This window comes from Crocosphaera sp. UHCC 0190 (assembly GCF_034932065.1).
Classification (GTDB): Bacteria; Cyanobacteriota; Cyanobacteriia; order Cyanobacteriales; family Microcystaceae; genus UHCC-0190.
Genome location: NZ_JAYGHP010000011.1, coordinates 19,518 through 43,748, shown reverse-complemented (window position 1 = coordinate 43,748; position 24,231 = coordinate 19,518). Strand labels below are relative to the sequence as shown.

Annotated in this window: 24 protein-coding genes; 16 read left to right on the top strand and 8 right to left on the bottom strand. The window is 36.8% G+C overall.

Annotated features, from left to right (window positions below; all coding sequences use genetic code 11):
• The first annotated feature begins 67 nt into the window (after positions 1–67).
• Positions 68–685, top strand: a complete 618-nt coding sequence (locus VB715_RS15570; RefSeq protein WP_323302136.1) for a serine acetyltransferase — start codon at positions 68–70, stop codon at positions 683–685.
• 109 nt (positions 686–794) lie between these two features.
• Here VB715_RS15570 and ispD read toward each other — a convergent pair whose 3' ends face one another.
• Together ispD and VB715_RS15560 are read right to left on the bottom strand one after the other, a co-directional pair.
• Positions 795–1,475 carry a 2-C-methyl-D-erythritol 4-phosphate cytidylyltransferase gene (gene ispD, locus VB715_RS15565; protein ID WP_323302135.1) on the bottom strand — a complete coding sequence of 227 codons (681 nt, stop codon included), beginning with the start codon at positions 1,473–1,475 and terminating at the stop codon, positions 795–797.
• A gap of 58 nt (positions 1,476–1,533) precedes the next feature.
• Positions 1,534–2,097: a DUF1802 family protein gene (locus VB715_RS15560; RefSeq protein ID WP_323302134.1), complete on the bottom strand. Its 564-nt coding sequence runs from the start codon at positions 2,095–2,097 to the stop codon at positions 1,534–1,536.
• Between the two features lie 124 nt (positions 2,098–2,221).
• Here VB715_RS15560 and VB715_RS15555 point away from each other — a divergent pair, with 124 nt between their 5' ends.
• The 3 genes from VB715_RS15555 (at position 2,222) to VB715_RS15545 (ending at position 5,332) form a co-directional block, all read left to right on the top strand.
• Positions 2,222–2,956 carry a nucleotidyltransferase family protein gene (locus tag VB715_RS15555; RefSeq protein WP_323302133.1) on the top strand — a complete coding sequence of 245 codons (735 nt, stop codon included), beginning with the start codon at positions 2,222–2,224 and terminating at the stop codon, positions 2,954–2,956.
• Complete coding sequence (locus tag VB715_RS15550) at positions 2,950–3,930, top strand: GHMP kinase (protein ID WP_323302132.1); 981 nt, start codon at positions 2,950–2,952, stop codon at positions 3,928–3,930. The genes VB715_RS15555 and VB715_RS15550 overlap by 7 nt, the downstream gene beginning before the upstream one ends.
• A gap of 88 nt (positions 3,931–4,018) precedes the next feature.
• Positions 4,019–5,332 carry a recombinase family protein gene (locus VB715_RS15545; RefSeq protein WP_323302131.1) on the top strand — a complete coding sequence of 438 codons (1,314 nt, stop codon included), beginning with the start codon at positions 4,019–4,021 and terminating at the stop codon, positions 5,330–5,332.
• 41 nt (positions 5,333–5,373) lie between these two features.
• On the opposite strand, the gene glgX is transcribed toward VB715_RS15545, so the two are convergent.
• The 3 genes from glgX to VB715_RS15530 all read right to left on the bottom strand — a co-directional run bounded on the left by glgX (position 5,374) and on the right by VB715_RS15530 (position 11,243).
• Complete coding sequence (gene glgX / locus VB715_RS15540) at positions 5,374–7,485, bottom strand: glycogen debranching protein GlgX (RefSeq protein WP_323302130.1); 2,112 nt, start codon at positions 7,483–7,485, stop codon at positions 5,374–5,376.
• A gap of 114 nt (positions 7,486–7,599) precedes the next feature.
• Positions 7,600–9,621 (bottom strand): hypothetical protein, encoded by a 2,022-nt coding sequence (locus VB715_RS15535; RefSeq protein WP_323302129.1) that lies wholly within the window; start codon positions 9,619–9,621, stop codon positions 7,600–7,602.
• A gap of 104 nt (positions 9,622–9,725) precedes the next feature.
• Entirely contained in the window at positions 9,726–11,243 is a 1,518-nt protein-coding gene (locus VB715_RS15530) for a pyruvate kinase (RefSeq protein WP_323302128.1), read from the bottom strand.
• Between the two features lie 377 nt (positions 11,244–11,620).
• On the opposite strand from VB715_RS15530, the gene VB715_RS15525 reads away from it, so the two are divergent.
• Positions 11,621–12,607, top strand: a complete 987-nt coding sequence (locus VB715_RS15525) for a ribonuclease III domain-containing protein (protein WP_323302127.1) — start codon at positions 11,621–11,623, stop codon at positions 12,605–12,607.
• 19 nt (positions 12,608–12,626) lie between these two features.
• Here VB715_RS15525 and VB715_RS15520 read toward each other — a convergent pair whose 3' ends face one another.
• Positions 12,627–13,322, bottom strand: coding sequence for a Uma2 family endonuclease (locus VB715_RS15520; RefSeq protein ID WP_323302126.1), 696 nt, complete (start codon positions 13,320–13,322; stop codon positions 12,627–12,629).
• A 195-nt stretch (positions 13,323–13,517) separates the two neighbouring features.
• On the opposite strand from VB715_RS15520, the gene VB715_RS15515 reads away from it, so the two are divergent.
• The 9 genes from VB715_RS15515 to VB715_RS15475 all read left to right on the top strand — a co-directional run bounded on the left by VB715_RS15515 (position 13,518) and on the right by VB715_RS15475 (position 21,495).
• Positions 13,518–13,655: a hypothetical protein gene (locus tag VB715_RS15515; protein ID WP_323302125.1), complete on the top strand. Its 138-nt coding sequence runs from the start codon at positions 13,518–13,520 to the stop codon at positions 13,653–13,655.
• A gap of 121 nt (positions 13,656–13,776) precedes the next feature.
• Complete coding sequence (locus VB715_RS15510) at positions 13,777–14,703, top strand: NAD-dependent epimerase/dehydratase family protein (RefSeq protein ID WP_323302124.1); 927 nt, start codon at positions 13,777–13,779, stop codon at positions 14,701–14,703.
• A 14-nt stretch (positions 14,704–14,717) separates the two neighbouring features.
• The gene (gmhA, locus tag VB715_RS15505) at positions 14,718–15,308 is read left to right on the top strand and encodes a D-sedoheptulose 7-phosphate isomerase (RefSeq protein ID WP_323302123.1); all 591 of its coding nucleotides are present in this window, start codon (positions 14,718–14,720) and stop codon (positions 15,306–15,308) included.
• A 12-nt stretch (positions 15,309–15,320) separates the two neighbouring features.
• Entirely contained in the window at positions 15,321–15,887 is a 567-nt protein-coding gene (locus tag VB715_RS15500) for an HAD family hydrolase (protein WP_323302122.1), read from the top strand.
• Between the two features lie 13 nt (positions 15,888–15,900).
• A complete protein-coding gene (locus VB715_RS15495; protein ID WP_323302121.1) occupies positions 15,901–17,076 on the top strand; it encodes a glycosyltransferase family 1 protein in 1,176 nt (391 codons plus the stop codon).
• A gap of 5 nt (positions 17,077–17,081) precedes the next feature.
• Positions 17,082–18,248 carry a glycosyltransferase family 1 protein gene (locus VB715_RS15490; RefSeq protein WP_323302120.1) on the top strand — a complete coding sequence of 389 codons (1,167 nt, stop codon included), beginning with the start codon at positions 17,082–17,084 and terminating at the stop codon, positions 18,246–18,248.
• 79 nt (positions 18,249–18,327) lie between these two features.
• Entirely contained in the window at positions 18,328–19,419 is a 1,092-nt protein-coding gene (locus VB715_RS15485) for a glycosyltransferase family 1 protein (RefSeq protein WP_323302119.1), read from the top strand.
• Positions 19,420–19,456: 37 nt separating this feature from the next.
• Positions 19,457–20,542 carry an alanine dehydrogenase gene (gene ald, locus VB715_RS15480; protein ID WP_323302118.1) on the top strand — a complete coding sequence of 362 codons (1,086 nt, stop codon included), beginning with the start codon at positions 19,457–19,459 and terminating at the stop codon, positions 20,540–20,542.
• Positions 20,543–20,844: 302 nt separating this feature from the next.
• Positions 20,845–21,495, top strand: coding sequence for a lysophospholipid acyltransferase family protein (locus tag VB715_RS15475; RefSeq protein ID WP_323302117.1), 651 nt, complete (start codon positions 20,845–20,847; stop codon positions 21,493–21,495).
• Positions 21,496–21,498: 3 nt separating this feature from the next.
• On the opposite strand, the gene VB715_RS15470 is transcribed toward VB715_RS15475, so the two are convergent.
• Positions 21,499–21,996 (bottom strand): GAF domain-containing protein, encoded by a 498-nt coding sequence (locus tag VB715_RS15470; RefSeq protein ID WP_323302116.1) that lies wholly within the window; start codon positions 21,994–21,996, stop codon positions 21,499–21,501.
• A gap of 101 nt (positions 21,997–22,097) precedes the next feature.
• Here VB715_RS15470 and VB715_RS15465 point away from each other — a divergent pair, with 101 nt between their 5' ends.
• Together VB715_RS15465 and VB715_RS15460 are read left to right on the top strand one after the other, a co-directional pair.
• Positions 22,098–23,426, top strand: coding sequence for an FAD-binding oxidoreductase (locus tag VB715_RS15465; RefSeq protein WP_416336946.1), 1,329 nt, complete (start codon positions 22,098–22,100; stop codon positions 23,424–23,426).
• 28 nt (positions 23,427–23,454) lie between these two features.
• A complete protein-coding gene (locus tag VB715_RS15460) occupies positions 23,455–23,598 on the top strand; it encodes a hypothetical protein (RefSeq protein ID WP_323302114.1) in 144 nt (47 codons plus the stop codon).
• 168 nt (positions 23,599–23,766) lie between these two features.
• On the opposite strand, the gene VB715_RS15455 is transcribed toward VB715_RS15460, so the two are convergent.
• A complete protein-coding gene (locus VB715_RS15455) occupies positions 23,767–24,189 on the bottom strand; it encodes a hypothetical protein (RefSeq protein WP_323302113.1) in 423 nt (140 codons plus the stop codon).
• Positions 24,190–24,231: the final 42 nt, after the last annotated feature.

The window sequence follows — 24,231 nt, the reverse complement described above, 5'->3', positions numbered from 1 at the left end:
TATGGGTAATTTAATGATAAGATAAATTATTCTTAGAATCAACCTCAAACCTGATTTTGAACCCAAGATGAAAAGCTTTCTCAGAAAAATCCTCTTTTTTTTAGGAATTATTGGTGTTTTTCCTCTCTTAATTCCTTTTATTTTAACCACAGAACAAAAAATAATTAAAGCTGATGTTGAACGTTGGCAGGATTGTTTGGGTTGGGAACAACGCCCGATTATAATTCAATTACTCGCTCTTTTAAAAGAAGCGAAAGAATTTAGAAACCTATATTATTTACGTTTGTTCAAAGGAAACTTCTTGGGACGATTTTGGATGTATTTACTGAAAACAATTTATCGAAAATGTCCCTACTTTTTTCTAGATAGTTCCTGTAATATTGGCCCAGGATTATTTATTCAACATGGTTTTAGTACGATTATCATGGCAGATATGGGGGCAAATTGTTGGGTAAATCAACAAGTTACTATTGGTTATAAAGATAAAACGGGACGACCCCAAATTGGAGATAATGTGAGAATTACCGCAGGTGCTAAAGTGATTGGTAATATTTGTTTAGGGAATAATATTACGGTGGGAGCGAATGCTGTTGTTATTAAAAATGTTCCCGATAATTGTGTGGTTGTTGGGGTTCCTGCTTATATTATTAAACGTGATGGAGTCAAAGTTAAGGAAGAGTTGTAAATTCTGTATAAAGTTAATAAGGTGGACGAATGAAAACAGTATTAAAGTGGACAGTAGAGGATTATCATTATTGAGATTATAAGGGATAAGTTTTGGCAATAAATCTCAGTTATAATCGCTGTTTAAGAATAAATTCAGCAATGGCCAAATCAACGGGGGTTGTTACTTTTAAATTGGTTTCTTCTCCTTGGACAATTTTAACGGGTAGCTGACATTTTTCAAACAAAGCGGCATCATCCGTTACTGCCCATCCTAATTGATAGCCTTTTTCATGACAATCTTTTAATAAGTTTACATCAAATCCTTGGGGGGTTTGAGCCGCCCATAAATTATCCCGATTAGGAGTATCTTGAATCAAATAATTACTATCAACCACTTTAATGGTATCTTTAACTGGAATAGCGGCAATTAATCCCTGACAATGGGATAATTCTGAAGCACATTTATCTAATAAATCACCCGTGACTAAACATCTTGCCCCATCATGAATTAAAACCTGTTTAGCTTCCATTGGTAGGGCTTTTAATCCTTTAAATACAGAGGCTTGACGAGTTTTTCCTCCTTGAATTAATTCAACAGGTTTACTTAAAGAAATAGTTGATAACATGGACTTAAATTCAGGGAAATCATAGGGCTGTCCAATAATACCAATCCAGCGAATTGTTTGAGAAGCTTCAGCCGCTAACAATGTCCAAGTTAACAGAGGTTTTCCTAAAAGAGTGAGGAGAAGTTTATTGCGATCACTTCCCATACGTTTTCCTAATCCAGCAGCAGGAATTAATAAATACATTCTCTTGATTTTTAAATACTTTACTGTTTAATTATAACAAAAAAAGTCTCTAAATAAACTAAAGTATTGTCTCAATTTCTGCTACTTTTTTATCATAGTCGGCATCATTAAACACCTCTTGACTTCCTTCTAATATAATTGAGTGATTGAGTTGAATCCAAGAACGACATCCCCCATATTTATCGCTATAAGAAATTAAAACAGGTTTCGGTAATAAATAAACCCGTAATAACAATAGAAAAAGGGGTTGCCCAGGTTGCCAATTAAATCGTTCTTCAGCAAATTTTTCTGTCCAAATATGGTAGGGTAATAAAAGGTTTACTTTAACAGATTCTTGAATTTGAAAAACCTTAGTAATATTAGCCCAACTTTTAATGGGAATGGTATCAGGATGCCAACCCGAAGGCACAGGGGTTACTGAAGTCTGATAAGCTGACTTTAATAAATCCGGTTTTTGGTGTTCATAGGTAGGGTATAATAAAATCGGATTGTAATTGATTTTAAAATGACCGCCGGCTTCTCGAATTCCACCCTTACGCAGTAGCAAAATTGTTTGTCCTTTTTCTAGGGCATTAACGGCAATATCCCATTCTTTTAAAGCATGAATTAGGGGAGTTAACATCAGTAAAAACTCAGTTACAAGGGGTAAACAATTAGAGTCATGATCACCATATTAATTATTGGAAATTTGTCAAGTAAATATTCAATTTCCTGAACAAAAATTAACGTTTGACTAACAACTATCTATGAATGAGATTGCAGCAGTTATATTAGCGGGAGGTTATGGAACCAGGGTTAAACACCTACTTCCTAATATACCAAAACCCATGGCTCCGGTGTCAGGTAAACCCTTTTTAGAGTGGATTATTAGGTATCTCAAACAACAAGGAATTACCCAAGTAGTTGTATCAACAGGTTATTTAGGGGAAGTAATTGAGGAACATTTTCAACAGCAAAAAGTCAAAGAAATGGACATTTATTGTTGTCGAGAAGAACAACCTTTAGGGACAGCAGGAGGATTTTTAAATGCTGTTAATCAGAGTAAGCTATCTCCTCAAGCTTGGTTAGTAATGAATGGAGATTCCTTAATTGTAGCCCAATTTAAACAACTTTCTCATTATTTAAAAGATGATGCCGTCGATGGAGTAATCTTAGGAGTATCAGTGGATGATGCCTCTCGCTATGGTTCTTTAGTTATTGATTCAGCAGGAAATCTGGTCAGTTTTGCGGAAAAAAAAGCAGGACAAGGTATCATTAATGGTGGCGTATATTTGTTTCGGCATCAACTATTGAAACAATTTCCTTCAGGGTTTCCCTTGAGTTTTGAATATGATGTTTTTCCGACATTACTTGAGGAGAAGATCAAGGTTAAAGTTCATAGCATTCAAGCCCCATTTTTAGATATTGGAACCCCTGAAACATTGCCAAAAGCTGAAGCATTTATCCAAGAAAACTTTAATTATCTCAGAGAGCTATGTTAATTTCACGCGCACCCGTTAGAATCAGCTTTTTTGGTGGAGGAACAGACTATCCTGAGTATTTTTTACAACAGGGTGGAGCCGTTTTAGCTACAGCCATTGATAAGTTTTCTTATGTGACAGCAAGTCCTTTTCCCAGTCATTTATTTGACTATTCAATGCGCGTATCTTATCGCAAAGTTGAGTTAGTTAAAACCGTCGAAGAAATTGAACACAAAGTGTATCGTGAATGCTTAAAATTTTGTGGTTTAGAAAAAGACATTGAATTACATAATGTGGCTGATTTACCTGCTTTTACAGGATTAGGTTCTTCCTCAGCCTTTACTGTCTCTTTACTCCAGGCTTTACATAGTTTTAAAGGGGAATTTGTGAAACCATTAGACTTAGCTTATGAAGCCATTTATGTTGAGCGTCATCTGGTTAATGATCGGGTTGGTTGTCAAGATCAATTAATGTCAGCCATGGGAGGATTTAACTTAGTAGAATTTAGAACAGAAGAGGATATTATTGTTAATCGTGTGGCTATTTCTCCCCAACGGCTTGCTGAATTTGAATCCCATATTTTTATTGTATTTACGGGTATTAAACGGCGGGCATCTCAAGTTGTTGAACAACAATTAAAACGAGTGGCTGATAATACTGAAACCCTCAAAAAAATGCGTAAAATGGTTGATCAAGGTTGGGATATTCTCACCAGTAATCAACCTCTTTCTGCGTTTGGAGAATTATTACATCAAGCTTGGGTGGCTAAACGTAGTTTAGATACAGTTATCTCTAACCCAGAAATCGATCATCTTTATCAATTAGGCAAAGAATCAGGAGCTTGGGGTGGTAAATTATTAGGAGCAGGAGCAGGAGGATTTATGTTATTTTTTGCTCCGCCAGAAGTCCATCCTCAGCTACAAAAAGCCTTTGTAAATCATCAGGTACTTTCAGTTAAAATTAATGCCCCAGGTTCTCAAATTATTTTCTCATAACTATTTATTTAAGTTTGTAGTAAGCCCTTTAGGGCTTATTTTGAAGGCTAAAGCCCCAACTACGAACCTAATTAAATCAGCTTAATGTATGAAAATTTTTGCCTATATATATAGTGATCCATTATTAGAATCTTCTGATAATTTATCAACTCATAATCTCAGGTTTGATCAAATTTATCATGATATGGGGGAACGTGATCAGTTACAAACCCTGTTAAAAGATTGTCAAAAAAATCCTCCTCATTATTTAGGTATTCGTTGCTTAGAGGAATTAGGCAACTCTTGGGAAGAAATTACTAAATATTGGCAACAGTTAACCTCTCTTGGTATTTTAATTATTCTCATTGAATCTGATGATAATAGGGATAAATTATTTAAGAAACAACCGTTACATATTGATCTCAATTCTTCAGAATTACAGGAAAAAATTCAGCAAAATCAATATCGTTTAAAACGGCAAAAAGGACAGGCAATTAACCGTATTAAAGCCTTACCTCCCCCTGGAAAAGCCCCCTATGGTTATCGTCGAGGTAAAGATCGTTATATTCTTGATCGTAGTACCTCTCCCGTTGTTAAAGATTTTTTTGAACAGTTTTTATTATTTGGATCTCTAAGAGGAGCAGTTGATTATTTAGAGAAAAGATATGGTAAAAAAATTGCAGTTTCAACGGGTAGTCGTTGGTTAACAAATCCCGTTTATCGAGGAGATTTAGCCTATCAAAATAATGAGATTATTTCTGATACTCATACCCCCATTATTTCACGGGAAGAAGCAGCACAAATTGACCGTTTATTGCGACGAAATCGTCAATTACCCTCTCGAACTGCCAGTGCTGCTCGTTCTTTGGCAGGATTAATTATCTGTCAAAACTGTCAACAACCAATGACTATTACGCAAGTCACTCAGAGAAATAAAAAACAAACTTATCTGTATATTCGTCCGAAAAATTGTCCCACTAAACCGCAATGTCAATCCCTTATTTATCAAGATGTTTTAAACAAAACCATTGAATATATTTGTCTAAATTTTCCCGAAAGAGTAAAAGAATTTAACCTGACGAATCTTGCTCTTCTTAAAGAAGAAATACAACAGAAAATACAGAAAAAACAAACAATTATTGAACAACTTAAGGATTTAGTTACGACAGAAATTCTCGATGAGCAAACCGCCCAAATTAGAGAGTATAAACTGAAGGTAGAAATTAGCAAATTACGTTCTCAACTTGCACAATTACCCCCAGAAAATCTGAAAAATATTGCCGATGCTGTGTCCTTACCGAGATTTTGGCAAGACTTATCAGAAGCAGAAAGACGCTTTTATTTTCGTGAATTTATTCGTCAGATTCAGATTAATCAAATTGGGAAAAATTCCTGGGAATTAGAGATAGTATTTATTTTTTAACCATGTTAGGGATAATTCATAAATTATCCCTAACACTGTCATCAAGATATAGGATTAACCATCAAAACAACACAAGACCGAGCTTGAACGGGATAACTTTCCCTTGTAACTTGAGAAGCGGACTCTAACTCACAAAAGGTTTGATTCAAGGGTAAAGCCGTATCAATAATGCGATACCAACAGTCTCCATGGCCCAAAAGTGGTAATTCAAACTCGACAGGTTCCCAATAGGCATTAAACATCACGTGCAAATATTCATCAGCCTCAGGATGACGCAAACTAAAGGCCAAACAATGGGAATAAGAAGACCAGTCTGGTTGACCCAATTTCATGCCATGCCAACTAATATGGGGATGATGAAGACTAGCATAAGTGACTTCTAACCGTCCCTCTTGACGAAATAATTCTAATCCTTGGATAAAGTGAATTAAGCGTCGAATAAAACACCACAAATCATATTCTTTTTCAACCGCATCCCAATCAAACCAACTTAACTGATTATCCTGACAATAACCATTATTATTTCCCCGTTGAGTCCGTCTCACCTCATCCCCCATTAAAATCATCGGGGTTCCTTGGGATAAAAAGAGAATGGTCAGCAGATTTTTAATTTGTTGGAGTCGCAATGCTTCAATTTCAGGCTCATTTGTTTCCCCTTCAATCCCACAATTCCAACTATAATTATCATTCGCACCATCGCGGTTGTTTTCGAGGTTTGCTAGATTGTGTTTTTCGTTATAAGAAACCAAATCATTGAGGGTAAATCCATCGTGACAAGTAATAAAATTAATACTGCGGTTAATGTCAATATCCATACGGTGATAGATATCGGGACTACCTAAAATTCGGGCCGCTAAACAGGGAACCATCCCATCATCACCTCTCATGAAACGACGGACATCATCCCGAAATGGCCCATTCCATTCCGAAAACCAGTCCGCTAATTCCACAAACCGCCCCACATCATAGAGTCCCGCAGCATCCCACGCTTCTGCAATTAATTTAGTCCCGGCTAAAACGGGGTCAGATTCAATCACCCATAAAATATCAGGAGCATAAGTTTTCCACTCTTCTAGGGGACTTCCAGAGGCATCTCGCGCCAAAACAGAGGCGAGATCAAAGCGAAACCCATCGATGTGCATTTCTGACACCCAATAGCGCAAACACTCTAAAATGAGACGACTGACAATGGGATGATTGCCCCGAAAGGTGTTACCACAACCACTATAGTTTTTGTAATGGGCTTTATTTTTCTCTAAAATGTAATAGGTTTCATTGTCTATGCCCCGAAAACAGAGGGTTGGCCCCCGTTCATCTCCTTCTGCTGTATGGTTAAACACCACATCAAGGATCACTTCAATTCCCGCTTTATGTAAGGCTTTTACCATGTCCCGAAATTCATTGAGGGGGCCGAGGGGACTTTGATCGGAACTATAGGGATGATAGGGGGCAAAAAAGCTGATGGTACTATATCCCCAATAGTTGGTGAGGCCCTTCATGGCATCTTCGGGATCAAAATAATGAACGGGGAGTAATTCAACGGCTGTAATGCCTAAACTTTTGAGATAGGGAATTTTTTCGATTAATCCGGCAAAGGTTCCCCTTTTTTCAGGAGATACCCCAGAATTAGGATGACGAGTGAAACCTCCGACGTGCATTTCATAAATAACACTACTCGCATAGGGGGTTCGTAAACGGGGATGTTCTGCCCAGTCTCCTTCCCAGTCGTAGGTTTCGTTATCAACAACGACGTTTCGCAAGGCTTGGGCGCAATTATCCCCTAGCTCGACTGCTGCTTCTCGATTATAAATCGAAGATCCCACAATCGCTTTGCCATAAGGATCTAAGAGAACTTTGTTAGGATTGAAGCGATAACCGTTTTCGAGATCATAGGGGCCATGGACTCGGTAAGCGTAAACTTGTCCTGCGGTGAGTCCAGGGATGAAAACGTGCCAATAGTAATTGGTTCGATTGATTTTGGGATCTAACGGGATAATTTCACTGGGTTGGGGGGCGTTGGGTTCATCAAATAACAGTAATTCTATAAGTGTGGCGTGTTTAGAAAAAAGGCAAAAATTAACCCCATTTTTACCGTCTTTTTCAAAAGTAGCACCTAGGGGGTAACTTTCACCAGGAAGGGATTTCAGGGTCATAATACAGAAAAGATTTAAACTTGACGGATCTACCCATAGTCTAGGCTATTTTTTGGAGTTTATTTGGTTTTTTTAGTATATTTTTATAAGAATGATTTTGGTGTTTTTTTATGATCATTTTTCCGGTTTTCTGAAGAATAATGTTAAAGGATTTGATGTCCAGTGACGGTAATAAGTTTGTTGATCTATGGTTAATTTATTAGGGATGTTTGGAGAATTTTTTTGAGGTTTTTGGATTATTAAAATACCGCAAGGATGAAAGGTGTTAAAGGGGAATTTGGTACTTTGTTGATAGGATTCGTTTTTCATCGAGGAAAAATGCTGAAATCGGAATGATTTTTCTGGATTATTTGATTTTGTTAAGGGCCACAAGGGATATTCCCAAACCTGGGAAGCTGTATCAGGAAAATCTAGGCCAATTTGACGACACTCTTGATTTTTTAAGATAGTAGCTGCTTCTAGATAAGGGGTTTCGAGAAATTGACGATTAAGAAAATAGATTCTTTCTCTTTCTGTGTTTAAGATATTGGTTTCACCTAGCAGGGGTCGCTGTTTAATAAATAATAAAAACTGTAGGGAACTTACCAAAAGTAATACAGAGACAGAAATTACAATCAAGGATTTCCAATATTGAGAGATAAGTAACCCAAATACAGGAGAGAAAAGCACAAAAATAGACAGGTGATGACGACTCTGATAGGGTTGGATTTTTAACATAAGGCAAAAAAGTAAAAATCCAGAAATTACGATTAATGAATAGGAGAGAATTTCTTGCTTTTTAGGAAGGGATTTTAAACGCCATAATAACAACGATAATAAAGTCAAAATAATCAGGAGTAAATGGAAAGGATTTCCCGCTACATCTTCGCTAAAAGATACCCCAAGAACACCATAAGAATTCGGGGGATAAGTGGTTCTGATATCATTAACATCAACTCCCAAAAGCTTGTGAATTAAAGCGATAATTTTCATAGATATTCCCGTAGTAGGTGTTATCCAATTATCTAAGTTAAAATAGCGGACAATATCTAGATGTAGGGAAAGATTACGAATAATATTAGAAATCAACGTTGGTAAGCTATAAACCTCAATTCGATAATGATTTTTATATTCTGCGGTGGATAAAGGATTCCCATAAACTTCAAAATTTCGTAAGTAATGGTTGCCATTGATGACTAAGATAAACACAAGAATTATCGCAAAAGGTAGCCATAATTTCCAGCGTAGCTTATTGAAATGTATCCACAATAAAAATAGCATAAAAGGTAGGGTATAAATATAGCCAGAAGTCTTGGTGAAAATGGCTAGACTAAAACTAGCTGCAATCGCAACTATAACGGTTAGGGGAATTTTGGGGGAGGAGAGACTTAAGAGAGTAAAATAAGCTAAACAAACTAACCAATAAGCAACTGCATAATCATTTTGGGTACTGGTTGATTGTAAGATTCCCATAGGAATTGTTACGCAAAAAATAGAGGCTAAAATTTGTCCTATGATACTTGAACCTAATTGTTTTGCAATTAAAGAAACCCCAATAACACTACCGATCATACTCAACCATTGGATTAAATTAACATAGCGATCGCCCTCACTTAAAATTCGCAGATTTAAGATAGCAAATTCCGCAAAAGGAGGATGCACTAATTGAGCAGAATAATAAGTAGGATAATGCTGAACACTGTGATTTTGTATCCAGTGCATTACCCTAGGAAGATGATAAGTCATCGAATCCCAATTATTCGGTGCGGCAATAATTCCGATAAATCCTGTTACTATAATAAATAAAATTATTGCACTGACTAAGATCAAATCAACAAGTTTTAGTCTGTTAAAATTTATTTTACTTGGGGTGATTTTTTGGATCTTTAGAAGACGATAATAAAACCAGATTAACCCCAAAAGTGTGAAACTCCAAAGAGTTAAAATCACCCCGAAGGTTAATTGATGAAATAAACTTGGAATTTCGGTAAAAAGAGTAATTAAAACACCCCAAACCAACGATCCAGATAACACTGAAATTCGCCAATCATCGCTATAATAATTACTAATCAAAATCAGCAATAACAAGGTACCTAAAGGAATTAAATCTGGCATAATTAAGAAAATTAGATGATGATCAATTAAGAAAATTTCCATTATTATACACAATTTATTCAAATTCCTTTAGTCGGCTTTTTATTGATAATTAACTCATATATCCCATTTTAAGCTGATTTGTTGGGGAATTATCACTAATCACCTTACCAGGAATGTAAAGCCCTTAACTGAGGGGTTTTTTTCGATTGATGGGCCTCCATTCTAGATAAAACCCCATCTAAAGTCGTCACAGCTTCTCCGACAAATTTCCCTTTATTTAACATGACACATTCTGCTCGTTCTGCCATCGCTGCATCAGTCATTTCTGCACGAGAAGGAATACTGTTTTTGACTAAATTTTCTAAGACTTGAGTGGCCCAAATGACTGGAACATGGGCCGCTTGACATAACCAGAGAATTTCTTCTTGTATTTCAGCTAACCTTTGATAACCAATTTCAACGGCTAAATCTCCTCTAGCAATCATTACACCAAAGGGTTGTTTTCCGGCCCCATGAATGATTAATTCTGGTAGATTTTTGACCGCAGTAGGAGTTTCAATTTTAGCGATTATTGCTACTTTTTGCCAATCTTTTCCGAGGCGATTTTTTAATTCCCATTGCAATATTTCAATATCATTGGCTTTTTGGACAAATGAGTAACCAATTAGATCAGCATGAGTCGCCACAAAATCAAGATCTTGGCGATCTTTTTCCGTTAAAGGGTTAAGATCTAATGTGGTATCAGGAAAATTAATTCCCTTATCATCTTTTAATTTTTCTCCTTTGGAACGGGCATGATTAATTCGTAATAATGCTCCTTCTGGCATTAACTCTTCAACGGTTGCCCCTATATGACCATCATCAATCCAAACTGTTTCTCCAATTGTCAGTTGATCGAAAATTTCAGGCAGGGTACAACTTGCTTGGAAATACATTTCATCGGGTGTTTCTGGCTCATTTCTTGTTAATAAAAGACCATCTCCTTGATGAATACGCTTTTTGCTATTTGGCAATAAAACATGATTCAACCTGATTTTTGGACCCCCTAAATCCATCAAAATTTTACAAGTTTTTCCCAGAACTTTTTCCGCTTCACGGATATGATTGATCATGGCTTGCCATTCTGTTTGGGTGTCGTGGGCGCAATTAATTCTGAAACAGTCAGTTCCCCGTTTAATTAAGTCTAAGATTAACTCAAAATCAGTGGCGGCCGTTGTGGGTAACGTAACCATGATGCGGACTTGACGGCTTTCATCTGCATGACCAAAAACTTCATCGGTATGACTTTTTAGGAGGCGATCGCCTTCAAAAAATGCTCTGAGGGGAGGATGTTTCGGTAACAATGTCGGATCTTGGCCACACAAGGCCCCTAAAGTGGCAATGACTCCATCTAAATTGGGTAAAACTCGCGCTTCAATTTGTCCAAGGGAGGAAAGTCCCCAAGGTATTAAGGATAATTGAATTTCTCGCATATCATGGCGACGGAAGGCTAAATAGTAGGCCAAATTAATGGAACTAGGGATAAATGCTTTTCGTTCAATCAGCGATCGCCATTGTTCAAAAATTGCGCTTCCGTCCCTGACAACAGCATGACGCACAGATTGCAACACTTTGAGTAAAATATGAGGGGAAGCGAGTTGTTCTTGTGTTAAGGTTTCTTGGTAAAAATCTATTTTCGACATACTTATTACTCTCCTGATTGTTGGCACTTTTTTAAAGTTCTAAACTTTTAAAGAAAAGTAGCTTAGTTCTTTAATTGAAGCTTGAAAATTATTATTCCACGATGGCCTTTGAGGAGAATTAACGGGGGATTCTCATGAAAGCTAAGTAAAGTATCTAATATCCCCTATTATCTTAATCGTATAAGGTTAAGTCGGGGTTAAAATAACCAAATTCCTATAAGTAAGTCGTCGGAAAAAATTACGGTTAAATAGGAGGTAATGCCACAGACAAGAGTTTTTGCTAGTTTACATTTATTAACAAAAGTTATAGTGATTTATGTTTAGTTACTTAACAGTCTTAGTTTATAATAGAAAAAGAATCATAAAAGATACTGTATATGGACTGGAATTCATCCACCGTTGAAGAAAAAATCAGCTTTAACTTTAAAAATCCCGATCTGCTATTTTTGTCCTTAACTCATCCTTCCTACGCTAAACAAATTGACCAGCCAGAAAATGATAATGAAAGACTAGAATATTTGGGAGATAGTCTACTCAAATTTATTATTGTGGATTATCTTTATCATCACTTTCCCTATTTAACGATTAGCAAACTCACTGCTTTACGAGATAAACTTTTAGAAGGAGAACGATTAACAAAACTTTGGTTTAATCTGGGATTAGGAGAAAGTTATCCATTTATTGTAACTAAAGAAGAAAGACACCGTTTGCGTGTTAAAAGTAGTAACCCCTTTGAAAAAACCCTAAAAGCGTTAGTGGGGGCTATTCATATTGATCGGGGATTTTCTCAAGCTTATAATTGGGTGAATAAACAATTAATTGCGCCTTTATTAGAACGTCATCAAAAAGACTCAAAAGAGCGTGTTTCTCCTGATAAACAAGTAAAACTTCTCGGTGATACTCTTTTTTCTACCATCATCATTGACCATTTATATGGACTGCTTCCATTAGTTAATCCAGGAAGACTTAGCAAATTATCTAAACCCTTAATGAGTAAGGAAAAACAAACAAAATACATTAGTAAAATAACTCCTGAAGATTGGGAAATCATTACAGCTAAAAATGAGAAAACATCTAAAACTTCATTTCCTACCTTATTAGGGACAATATATCTACACTTTGAGCAACAAAATCACAGAACTCGCTATCAAAATACTCAAAAATGGTTAATTGAAAACTGTTTAGATCAGGAAGAACTTTTACAAGAAGCCATTATGTTGTTACTCAAAGATGGTGTTCCTCAAAAGTGGATTGTTAATGAAATTTTGGGATATAAAGGCAAAAATTACGATCAAGGAAGAAAACGTTTTCATGAATTAATGGATCAAAGTGGTGAGATAAAAATTGATGGTGAAGAAGAATAAAAAAACTGGTAGAGGCAATTCATGAATCGTCTCTACTCTTAGATAGTTGAATAACAAAATTTTGATGTTCAGGGGTAGCAATTCCCTGTTGTAATAATTCTAAAACGGCAGCTAAGTCTCCCCTTAATAAAGCATTGATATCTAACCATAAACCATGATAAACTTGACTTTTAATGATCCCTTTTTCATCAGGTTGCAGTTTAATATATTTTTCTTCTTTCAATCTAAACCAATCAAATTCATCATCTTCAACTCGCCAAACTAAATATTCTTGAACTTGATTACGACGATAGGCTTTAAATTTATCATGTAAATCAATGGAAACCGTACTCGCTGCAATTTCAACCACTAATTCTGGCGTACCTTCTACATAACCATCCTCACTAATAATTGATTGTCCTCCTGTTTCTATCCTTAGTAAAGCATCGGGTTGAGGTTCATTTTCAGGATCTAATCTGACAGTACAATTATCTCCTAATTGAACACCATTAGTATAAGCACTATAAAAACCAAGCCATCCCATAATATTAGCATGAGGTGCGCCGTGTTTATTAATTCGTAAAGGAGATCCCATATATACAATTCCTTCTATTAATTCTGCTTTTTTGACATGAGGCATTTGCTGATAACGGGTTTCAAACTCAAGACGAGTTAAGTGATCGCCATTTTCTAAATGACGAATTTTTCTAGTAGGTTTTGTGATACTTTGTGTCATTATTATTCCCCTTAACTTCACTTCTACTATTATATTGTAAATTCGAAAGCTACATTTTCTCCATGACGACGATTAATGATGAATACTTGATGATCTTCTGCGACTTTTTCTAATAGATCGAGGTGAAGGAATCGATGGAGAAACAGCTATTAACCAATTGGGGGAAAATTTACAACAGAATAAAGAAGGGTAATAATGACTCAATATATTATTGCACCCGAAGCCATTCAAGACCTTTTTTATCGCCTGAGTCAAGATACTATAGAAATTATGCGAGTTGTTAGGGGTAATCGTGATTTAGAAGCACTTTTTAACACCGATCAAAAAGATTAAAACTCAAAACTATCTGAGTCTTAAAAGTCATGCAACTCTTTACAAAACTTCACGTCATGGCTATAGTATCTCTACCTGACCCCTTTTTTTTAGGAGTCAATGCCGTTTATATGATATTACTATGAAAATCTTAGTGACAGGTGGGACTGGGTTTCTCGGAACAAACCTCTGTTCTCAATTAGAAGCACAAGGCCACGACTTAATCAAATTAAACTCTAAAAATTGCGATCTGACTCAACCAGATTCGTTATTAAACTTTAACAATGTTAGCTATGATCAAATTTATCATTTAGCCGCTTGGACACAAGCTGGAGACTTTTGTTTGTACCATCCAGGGGAACAATGGATCATCAATCAGCAGATGAATACTAATGTTTTGACCTGGTGGCAAAAACACCAATCCCAAGCTAAATTTATTTGTATGGGAACAAGTTGTGCCTATGATCCCGACTTACCTTTAGTAGAAGAGAATTATCTAACAGGGATGCCTATTAGTAGTCTATTTACTTATGCTATGACCAAACGGATGCTTTATGCGGGACTTTTGGCCTTAAATAAGCAATATGGCTTAAAATATCTCTGTTTAGTACCCTCAACCCTTTATGGGACGGGATATCATACCGATGGACGACAGATGCACTTCATCTTCGATCTCATCCGTAAGATTATTCGAGGTAAACTCTATAGTGAACCCGTAATTCTCTGGGGAGACGGCACCCAATCACGGGAATTGGTTTTTGTCGAAGATTTTGCTAAGCTTGCCATTCAACTCTCCCAAACCGTCGATAATGACATCATTAACATCGGTGCAGGAGAAGAATACACCATCCGACACTTTGCTAAACTAATCTGTGAACGAGTCGGATACGACTTCAACCAGATTGAGTTTGACACCTCTCGTTATGTGGGGGCCAAGTCAAAGTGTTTAGTTGTTAACAAACTTAAGCAATCTTTACCCAATTTCAGCTTAACTCCATTAGAATTAGGATTAACGAAAACGATTGAGTGGTTTTGGCAGGAACAGGAAAAACTGGTACCTGCTAATTAAGTGAGGAAGGAACGGTGAATTATTGGATTCAACATAGGCTAAATAGCCTAGAGCAAGCGTTTAACCCTAAATACTGTCGTGCTGTCGAGCATACCATTGGCTTAATTGCCAGACAGTTTCAAGCTGGTAATAAATTGCTGATTTGTGGAAATGGTGGCTCTGCGGCCGACGCGCAACACATTGCAGCAGAATTTGTGGGACGGTTTCAACTTCATCGTCGGGGTTTACCCGCGATCGCCTTGGGAACTAACCCGGCAACTTTAACGGCTTGGGCTAATGATTACGAGTTTGAAACCATTTTTGCTCGTCAAGTGGAAGCGTTTGCCAAACCAGGAGATATCCTTTGGGGAATTTCTACCTCTGGTAAGTCTGCTAATGTAGTTCGAGCAATGGAAATGGCCAGAGAATTAGGGGTTATTACCATTGGTATGGCCGGAAATAGTGGGGGAAAGTTAAAAGATCTGACTGATTATCCCTTGTTTGTCTCGGAATATCATACCCCCTATGTTCAAGAAATTCACCTCATTAGCTATCATCGTATATGTGAGCAGGTTGAGGCGCAATTGTTTGCTAAATCAGGTTTGGAAGCGCAAATTGCTGTCTAATTAACGGTGAATATGACAACGACGTTTACCCCTTATAAACAACTTCAAAAAGCTCTATTTTTGGATAGAGATGGGGTTGTTATTAAGTACGTCCCTTATTTGAGCAAACCTGAACAAGTTGAGCTTCCCCTCGGTGCAGGGGAAGCTTTAAAGTATTGGCAAAATGCTGGTTATTTATTGATTTTAGTGACTAACCAATCAGGGATAGGAAGGGGTTACTATTGTTTGGATGAGGTGGAAAGGGTACACCGTCATATTTGTGATGAATATGGAAAGTTTGGGGTAACATTTGATGATATTTTTATCTGTCCTCATCATCCTCAAGATAATTGTTTGTGTCGTAAACCTTCCCCCCAAATGCTGATTAATGCCTCTCAAAAACATCAGATTTCTTTGTCTCAATCTTTTTTTATTGGAGATGCACCCAGTGATGTAGAATGTGCCATTAAAGCAGAATGTCAACCTGTTTTAGTTTTGACGGGAAGGGGACAGGAAACCTTGAGGAAACTGAGTGAATATTCTACTAGAATTGAGGTGTTTGAAGGCTTACGAGATACGGTGAAGCTGATTAAATCATGACTAATTATTACCCATGAGTCAAGATGAAGGAAAGGGAGAATTATTACCAATATTTGTGTCTTTAATTCCTAATTTGATGGGGGGTGAGGGCCACATTCTTCCCTATCATAAAGCTGTTGGTCAAGCGGTTAAACAGTTGGGATGGACTCATTTTGTTGCTGTTCCCTATAATAGCAAAGTTGATGATTTACCGATGGGTTGGGATCAAGTTTTAAGTAATTATGATTTGGAAAAAGAAGGGAGTTTAGGGGATAAGTTTTTAAGTATTCAGGGTACTTGGGCATTAGGAAAAAGTATGGCTGATTATTTAAACAGTCAAATTATTCCCCAGTCAAGATCATCAATTATTTTTTTTGAACGGTTTATTCATTTACAATTATTGGCTTTATTAATTGCTTTATTTTTGGTTAAAACTGATAATTTATCGGTTTGGTTACTTTATCGGAGGGATACCCATAAAGATCAAACTCGATGGATTTATAAACTGCTTAATTCTTTGGTTAAATGGCGATTAAAAAGTCATAAATTCCAACTATTAACTGATAGTGAATTGCTCAGTCAATCCTTAACTAATTATTTTCAAGAATTAGTTAAGGTGATGCCTATTCCTCATACCGATATTATTAATTATACCACAAACTTAAGTGATAATGCTACAATTTTGTGTTGGTGGCCGGGTTCCCCTAGGGAAGAAAAAGGCTGGACAGTTATTAACCGATTAATTAGTTATTCAGGGGAAGAAACCCAAAATCTTAATTTAGTTTGTGCTGAAAGTTCCCAGTTAAAATCAGTTAAAAATGGTGTAGATTTAAAATTAATCAAAACTCATTTAACCAGGGATGAATATCATTATTGGTTTGGGTTAAGTAAAGTGATTTTATTACCTTATAATTCTCCCGCTTATCAAGCTAGGACATCAGGGATTTTTACAGAATGTATTATGGCTGGTAAAATTCCTTTGGTCACGGATCAGACTTGGATGGCCTATGAATTGCTTAAATATAATTTAGCAGAATTAGTGATTGATTGGCAAGAGGCAAAAACTGTTTTTGAATTAATCAAAACCATTGTTAAAAATGACATCATTCGAGATAAAATACAAGCCATGCAACGAAGTTATGAACAATTCCACTGTGTTGATAACTATGCTAATATCATGGACAAGCTATTTCAGGAGAAAGTTGATTAACAAGAATGTTTAAAGTTTGTGTTGACGGAACACCCATTAGAGGCAAATTAACAGGTATTGGCGTTTATACTTTAAACTTAATTAACGCCTTATATCAATTACAAGAAAGGGAAAACTTTACCCTAGATATTTATTTTCATCCTTCCGTTAAAAATTGGTTACTGAGAAAGTTATCAACCCCTGAATTATTAAGTCACTATCCTCAAGTTTCTTCCTTTCCTATTCCGGTGAGTTTAGCAAATTTATTGGCTAAATATTCTCCAGTTGTTTTACCTTATTTTGATCGGTATTTAGAGCAACCTAATATTATTCATGGAACAGATCATTATGTTTATCCTTACCGTAAAGGGGTAAAAGTAATGACTATTCATGATCTCACTTTTATTAAATATCCTAAATATTCCACCACTATTGTTAAGGGGTATCTGGAAAGAATTAAGCGGTGTTTAAAGTGGACAAATTTAATTATAACCTTTTCTGAGAATACTAAAAAAGATATTGTAGAATTACTCCATGTTAACCCAGATATCATTTATATTACACCCCAAGCAAGTCGTTATTCTGCTAATTATTTAACTCGTAAATTAATTTATGATCATCGAGATGTGATTGATTATTATTTATATAAACCCTATTTTCTTTTTGTTAGTACCTTAGAACCCAGGAAGAATATTTTAACGCTAATTGAAGCATTTGAATATTTAAAAAATAATTATAAAATTCCCCATCAGTTAATATTAGTTGGTAAAAAAGGCTGGAATTATCAAGGGATTTTAGATAAGATTGAAGCATCCAATTTTAAAGAGGATATCCAACATTTAGATTATTTATCGGATGAATTAGTGGCTTTATTTTATAATCAAGCAGAAGCTTTTATTTATCCTTCTTATTATGAGGGGTTTGGTTTACCTGTGTTAGAAGCAATGACATTAGGTGCGCCTGTTATTGCCTCTGATACCTCCTCTTTACCGGAAGTTGGAGGAGATGCGGCTTTATATTTTAATCCTTATGATTATCATGAATTAGCTCAAAAAATGTTAAAAGTGATTGATGATTCTTTTTTGAGAAAGGAGATGATAAATAAGGGTAAAAAGCAAGCACAAAAGTTCTCTTGGGAAAGGACAGCACAAGCGACTTTGAAAGCTTATCAATCAACCGATCAGGATTTTTAGGATGATGGGATTAGCAGGATTAGGTTATGATTAGGATTGGGATGGGATTAATTATTAGTTGTATTTATTGTCTAAGAGAATGAACCAAGATTCAAAATTATTGATTAATCTTTCCTTACTGTTATCAAAACCGACAGGTATAACTGTTTATGCTAACAATGTTTTTCCTTATTTAAAGTCTTTACAACCGACTTTATTAGCTTCTCAACAATATCAAGATTTTAATACCTATTTAGTACCGAATAATTTAACTCCAGAGCAAGGAACTAAAGGTCATTTAAGCCGCTTAATTTGGACACAGTTTAGCTTACCTAAACTTTATACAAAACTGCAAGCGTCTCTGTTATTTTCTCCTGTCCCTGAAGCTCCTTTATATAGCAAATGTCGTTCAGTTGTAATGGTTCATGATTTAATTCCTTTGCGCTTTCCTAACAAAAAATCTCCCTTAACTCCTTATTTTAAATATTATATTCCTCAAGTTCTTAAACAAGCTGAACATATTATCTGTAATTCTCAAGCAACAGCAAAAGATATTCATGATATGTTTAAAATATCTACCAATAAAATTACGCCTATTCTACTTGCTTATGATCAACAACACTTTAAACCTTTAGATAGAAAAAAAGATGCTGTAACTATTCCCTATTTTCTTTATTTAGGTCGTCATGACCCCCATAAAAATGTTAACCGCATTGTTGAAGCTTTTGCCAAACTAAAAAATAACCAAAATTATCAACTTTGGTTAGCTGGCCCAACGGATAAACGTTATACTCCTAAATTAATACAACAAGCACAAGAATTAGGCCTTGAAAAACGAGTAAAAATCCTTGATTATGTAGAATATGAACAGTTAGCTATATTATTAAATCAAGCATTAGCTTTAGTGTTTCCTTCTTTATGGGAAGGGTTTGGTTTTCCTGTTTTAGAAGCAATGGGTTGTGGTACTCCTGTTATTACTTCTAATATTTCTTCCTTACCTGAAGTCGCAGGAGAAGCAGCCTTATTAATTGACCCTTATAATGTAGAAGAAATAACAGCAAGTATGGAAAAAATTGCTAGAGATGATGAGTTGCGATCGCAGTTAAAAACCCTAGGGTTACAACAGGCTAAAAAATTTAGGTGGGAACAGACGGGAAAACAGACCCTAGAAATTCTCGAAAAGTTTGTGTAAGCTACAGTATAAATAAGAATAAGTGTTGAGGAGTTTTATGGAAATTGGTGTCCCTAAAGAGATTAAAGATCAAGAATTTCGGGTTGGGTTAAGTCCCAATAGTGTTAGAGTATTATGCGATCGCGGACATCAAGTTTTTATCGAAACAGGTGCAGGAGTGGGGGCCGGGTTTACAGATGAAGATTATCATCAAGCAGGGGCCAAACTCGTTACCACCGCAGCAGAAGTATGGATGAAAGATTTAGTGGTGAAAGTAAAAGAACCCCTTTCCCCAGAATATCCTTACCTCAAAACCACCAAATTACTCTTTACCTATCTTCATTTAGCAGCAGAAAGACAGCTAACAGAAGCATTATTATCATCAAAAATAACAGCTATTGCCTACGAAACCGTCGAACTACCAGACGGAAGACTTCCCCTACTAACCCCCATGAGTATCATTGCAGGACGCTTATCTGTGCAGTTTGGGGCGCGATATTTGGAAAAACAACAAGGAGGTCGTGGAGTCCTTTTAGGGGGCATTCCTGGGGTTTCTGCGGGGCGTGTGACCATTTTAGGGGGTGGTGTGGTAGGTACAGAAGCAGCCCGTATTGCAGTGGGAATGGGGGCGCAAGTCCAAATATTTGACATCAGTGTGGAGCGTTTAGCCTATTTAGAGACGATTTTTGGCTCACGGGTAGAATTGCTCTATAGTAACGCTTCTGCCATCGAAAAGGCGGTTCCTAAGGCAGATTTATTGATAGGTGCAGTCTTAGTGACGGGAAGACGGGCCCCTATTCTGGTTTCTAGGGAATTAGTGGCTAAAATGCACCCTGGTTCGGTTATTGTAGATGTGGCGGTAGACCAAGGGGGATGTATCGAAACCCTACGCACCACGTCCCATAGTAAACCTACTTATGTCGAGGAAGGGGTTGTGCATTTTGGGGTTCCTAATATGCCAGGGGCCGTTCCTTGGACTGCAACTCAAGCTTTGAATAATAGTACCTTACCCTATGTGTTGAAATTGGCTAATGAGGGGTTAGGGGCCTTAGATAAAGATGCTAGTTTAGCTAAAGGGTTAAATGTCAAAGATGGGGTGTTAATTCATCCCGCAGTAAAAGAAGCCTTTCCCGATCTTAAATGATAAGGTAGGGTGGGCATTGCCCACCCTACAGATTAATTATATCTATATCAAACCTTGTAACACTTTTGTATTTTTAATCTATAAAATTTTAGCTTCTCATGGGCAAAAAAGTATCAAACTATACCAAAAAACCGGGTAGTTTTGGTGCTTTAGGGCAAAATTTGTCAGAATAATTCTCAATAAATAACGAGAGAATGGGACTTGAAAAACTGTAGTATTTTTTGTGCTAGAATGAGAAAGTGGAAGATATGTTAGGGGTATACTGTCTTAAATGTCACCCTATCCAAACAGTAAGCAAACAGATGGAAAATAGCGAATTTCGGGAAAGAGAACCCATTTCCAGCTTATTTCTATATTACCTATTCAAAGGCTCAATCATTGTCCCAACCTTTTATAGTTACTTTCGTGGACGGGTGTATGGGAGAGAAAATGTCCCCATGAAACACCCTTTAGTGGTGGTGAGCAATCATGCCAGTTATTTTGATCCGCCCCTTCTAGGTTCTGGTATGGGTCGTCCTGTGGCTTTTATGGCCAAAGAAGAATTATTTGAAATTCCCATCTTAAAGGAGGGAATTCGCTTATATGGGGCATATCCCGTCAAAAGAGGAGCAGGAGATCGCGGGGCCATTCGTTCAGCGATCGCAGCCCTCAAAGATGGGTGGTTAGTGGGGATTTTTATGGAAGGAACCCGCACCGTAGACGGGCGAATTAATGACCCCAAATTAGGGGCGGCCATGATTGCTGCTAAAGCGCAAGTTCCCTTACTTCCCGTCTCTTTATGGGGAACAGAAAAAATCCTACAAAAAGGGTCTTCTTGGCCTCGTCCTGTACCTATTACAATCCGTATTGGGGAAGTCATTAATCCCCCCCAATCTAGTAAACGCAAAGACTTAGAAAGTGTGACGGAAAAATGTGCCATGATTATCAATCAAATGCACGATCTTGGACGTTAATAATTAATTAGTATTAGCAATAGAGGGAGAATTTGCCAGGGCAAGAGAAGCGGCTTTCATAACATCAAGATCAGCAGGTTGCCAATGTTTAGTATCCTGGCAATTATGGGCAATTAATAGACCCCATAGCCCCAAATTATTAAGCACAGGAACGACTAAATTAGCACGCACTTGTAACCGTTGTAAAAACTCTCGATGACAAGGGGTAATAGGTTCGATTTCAATATCATCTATCGCTCTAATTCTACCCTGTTCATACCAACTCGCATAATCTCCATTAAAGCAATCATCTGGCCCCGTCGATCCTAAAATTGAAAATTGTTTTGACTGTAATGCTTCATAGGTAACTTGTCCCGTCCAATGACGATAAAAATAATATAAAACAACCCGATCTACTTTGAGGGTATTTCTTAAATCATGGGTTGTTTCATACACCAAACGATCTCTATCTAAAGCAGAAGTTAATCGTTGGGTGATACGTTTTAAAGCAGGATCAGACATGGACTTTTTAGGCAACAATAGTTATCATATTCCAAATTCTACTATAACAATAAATTCACGAATAAATTTTTCAACCTAACTCAATTATTTTTATGGCGACTCTGACATTTCCCTGGGACAAAATTACGACGGAACTCTCTCATCTTGAGATTATCACCGATCCAATTCAACTCACCAAACTTTCCCTAGACTATTACCATTTTAGCCCCATCCTCCAACAAAAACTCCAGGATAAACGGGGAAAGTTAGTGATTCGTCCCACAACAGAAGCAGAAATTATCGAAATTGCCCAAACTTGCCTTAAATACAAAGTTCCTCTCACTGTTCGAGGGGCCGGAACGGGAAATTATGGTCAATGTATTCCCCTGGAAGGCGGAATCATTTTGGATACGACCAAAATGAACCAAATTCACTGGATAGAAAAGGGAGTCGCTTGTGTCGAACCTGGGGTCAAAATGGCAGCCTTTGATCAGCAAGCAAGGCAAATGGGGTGGGAACTACGCATGGCCCCTTCTACCTACCGTATCGCTACGATAGGGGGCTTTATTGGGGGGGGAAGTGTGGGTATGGGATCAATTACTTATGGACAATTACGCGATCGCGGTAATCTCCAGGCTCTAAGAGTTGTTACCTTAGAAGATGAACCCTGTATTATTGAATTACGGGGAGATGAAGTACAAAAAGTCAATCATGCTTATGGTACAAATGGCATTATTATTCAATTAGAAATACCTTTGGCCCCTGCTTATCCTTGGGCAGAAATTATTGTAGTTTTTGATGATTTTATGCAAGCTGCTAGGTTTGGTCAAGGGTTAGGGGATAGTGATGGCATTGTGAAGAAATTAATCAGTATTCATTCGTCCCCAATTTGTCGTTATTTTCACCCATTACAGGATTATTTACCTTTAGATAAACATGGTGCTTTATTGATGGTATCTGAATATGATTTAGAAGCATTTCATGATTTAGTTTATGAATATAAGGGAGAAGTAACTTATCTAAAAACTGCCCAAGAAGCGAGTAAAGGAACCAGTTTATTAGAGTTTACTTGGAATCATACCACTCTTCATGCTCGGAGTATTGATAACACCTTAACTTATTTACAAACTTTTTACTTTACGTTAGATAGGGTTGAGCATTTTTATCAAGAGTTTGGGGATGAAGTAATGATTCATTTAGAGTTTATTAAACTTAATGGTAAAGTGATTCCCGCCGGGTTACAATTAGTCAGATTTACGACAGAAGAAAGACTTAATGAAATTATTCGTTATCATGAAGAAAATGGGGCAGGAATTGCTAACCCCCATACTTATATTTTAGAAGATGGAGGCCGAAAAGTTATTGATTTTGAGCAATTAAACTTCAAAAAAGAAGTTGATCCCTATGGGTTAATGAATCCTGGTAAAATGAAAGCATGGATAGACTCATAATCTAAAAATAGTGACTCACAATTAAATCATGAAAACTAAACCAGTTTGCCATCATTGTGAAGGAAAAGGCTATATTTCTATTCGAGATTGTAGTGCAGAAATTCAACGAGAAGAAACCTGTGTATTCTGTCATGGTACGGGAACTTTAACGGAGGAAGAAAAAGAAGATTAGATGCTTTCATCTGAGCAATAAGCTAAGCTGTTAAGCATCTAAATGGCTAGTTTAGACTGCGGGAGAGCAGGGAGTAGGGAGCAGAGAGAAAGGGGTTGATCGTTTGTACCAAAACTTTAAATAAGGGGTTTTAATCTCTTAGATGAATAAAAAAGGGAAATCTTTAAATTAACTATGATTTCGACATTGTTCCACTAAGCCATCAAACCCTTCCCAAATTTGATCATCAGATGCTTGAATAAGTCCAAAAGCAAACTTAGTTTTTTTCTCAATTTCTAACACTAACATCTTTTGTGATGGCTCAAATTTATAGGAAAGTGTCGCTGCTACCGTACCATCAGAGATCATCGGTTGATTTCTCACTTTAAGTTCAATAGTACCATCATTTTCCCCATAATATTCAGCCCAACCTTGATTAGATCCGTTGGAATCGGGGGGTTTGATGCACTCATTGAACTGCTTCTGATTGATGTTTTCATATTGTCTCAGAGATTTAGCCATAGCTGGAAACATTACCCCCATACTCAACCCACAGGAAACAGTCGTCAGTGCAGCGATAAAGCGGATTTGACTTGACATATAAATATTCATAGTGGCACTGCAAATTAGCGTTTCATGTATGATAGCGGGTTT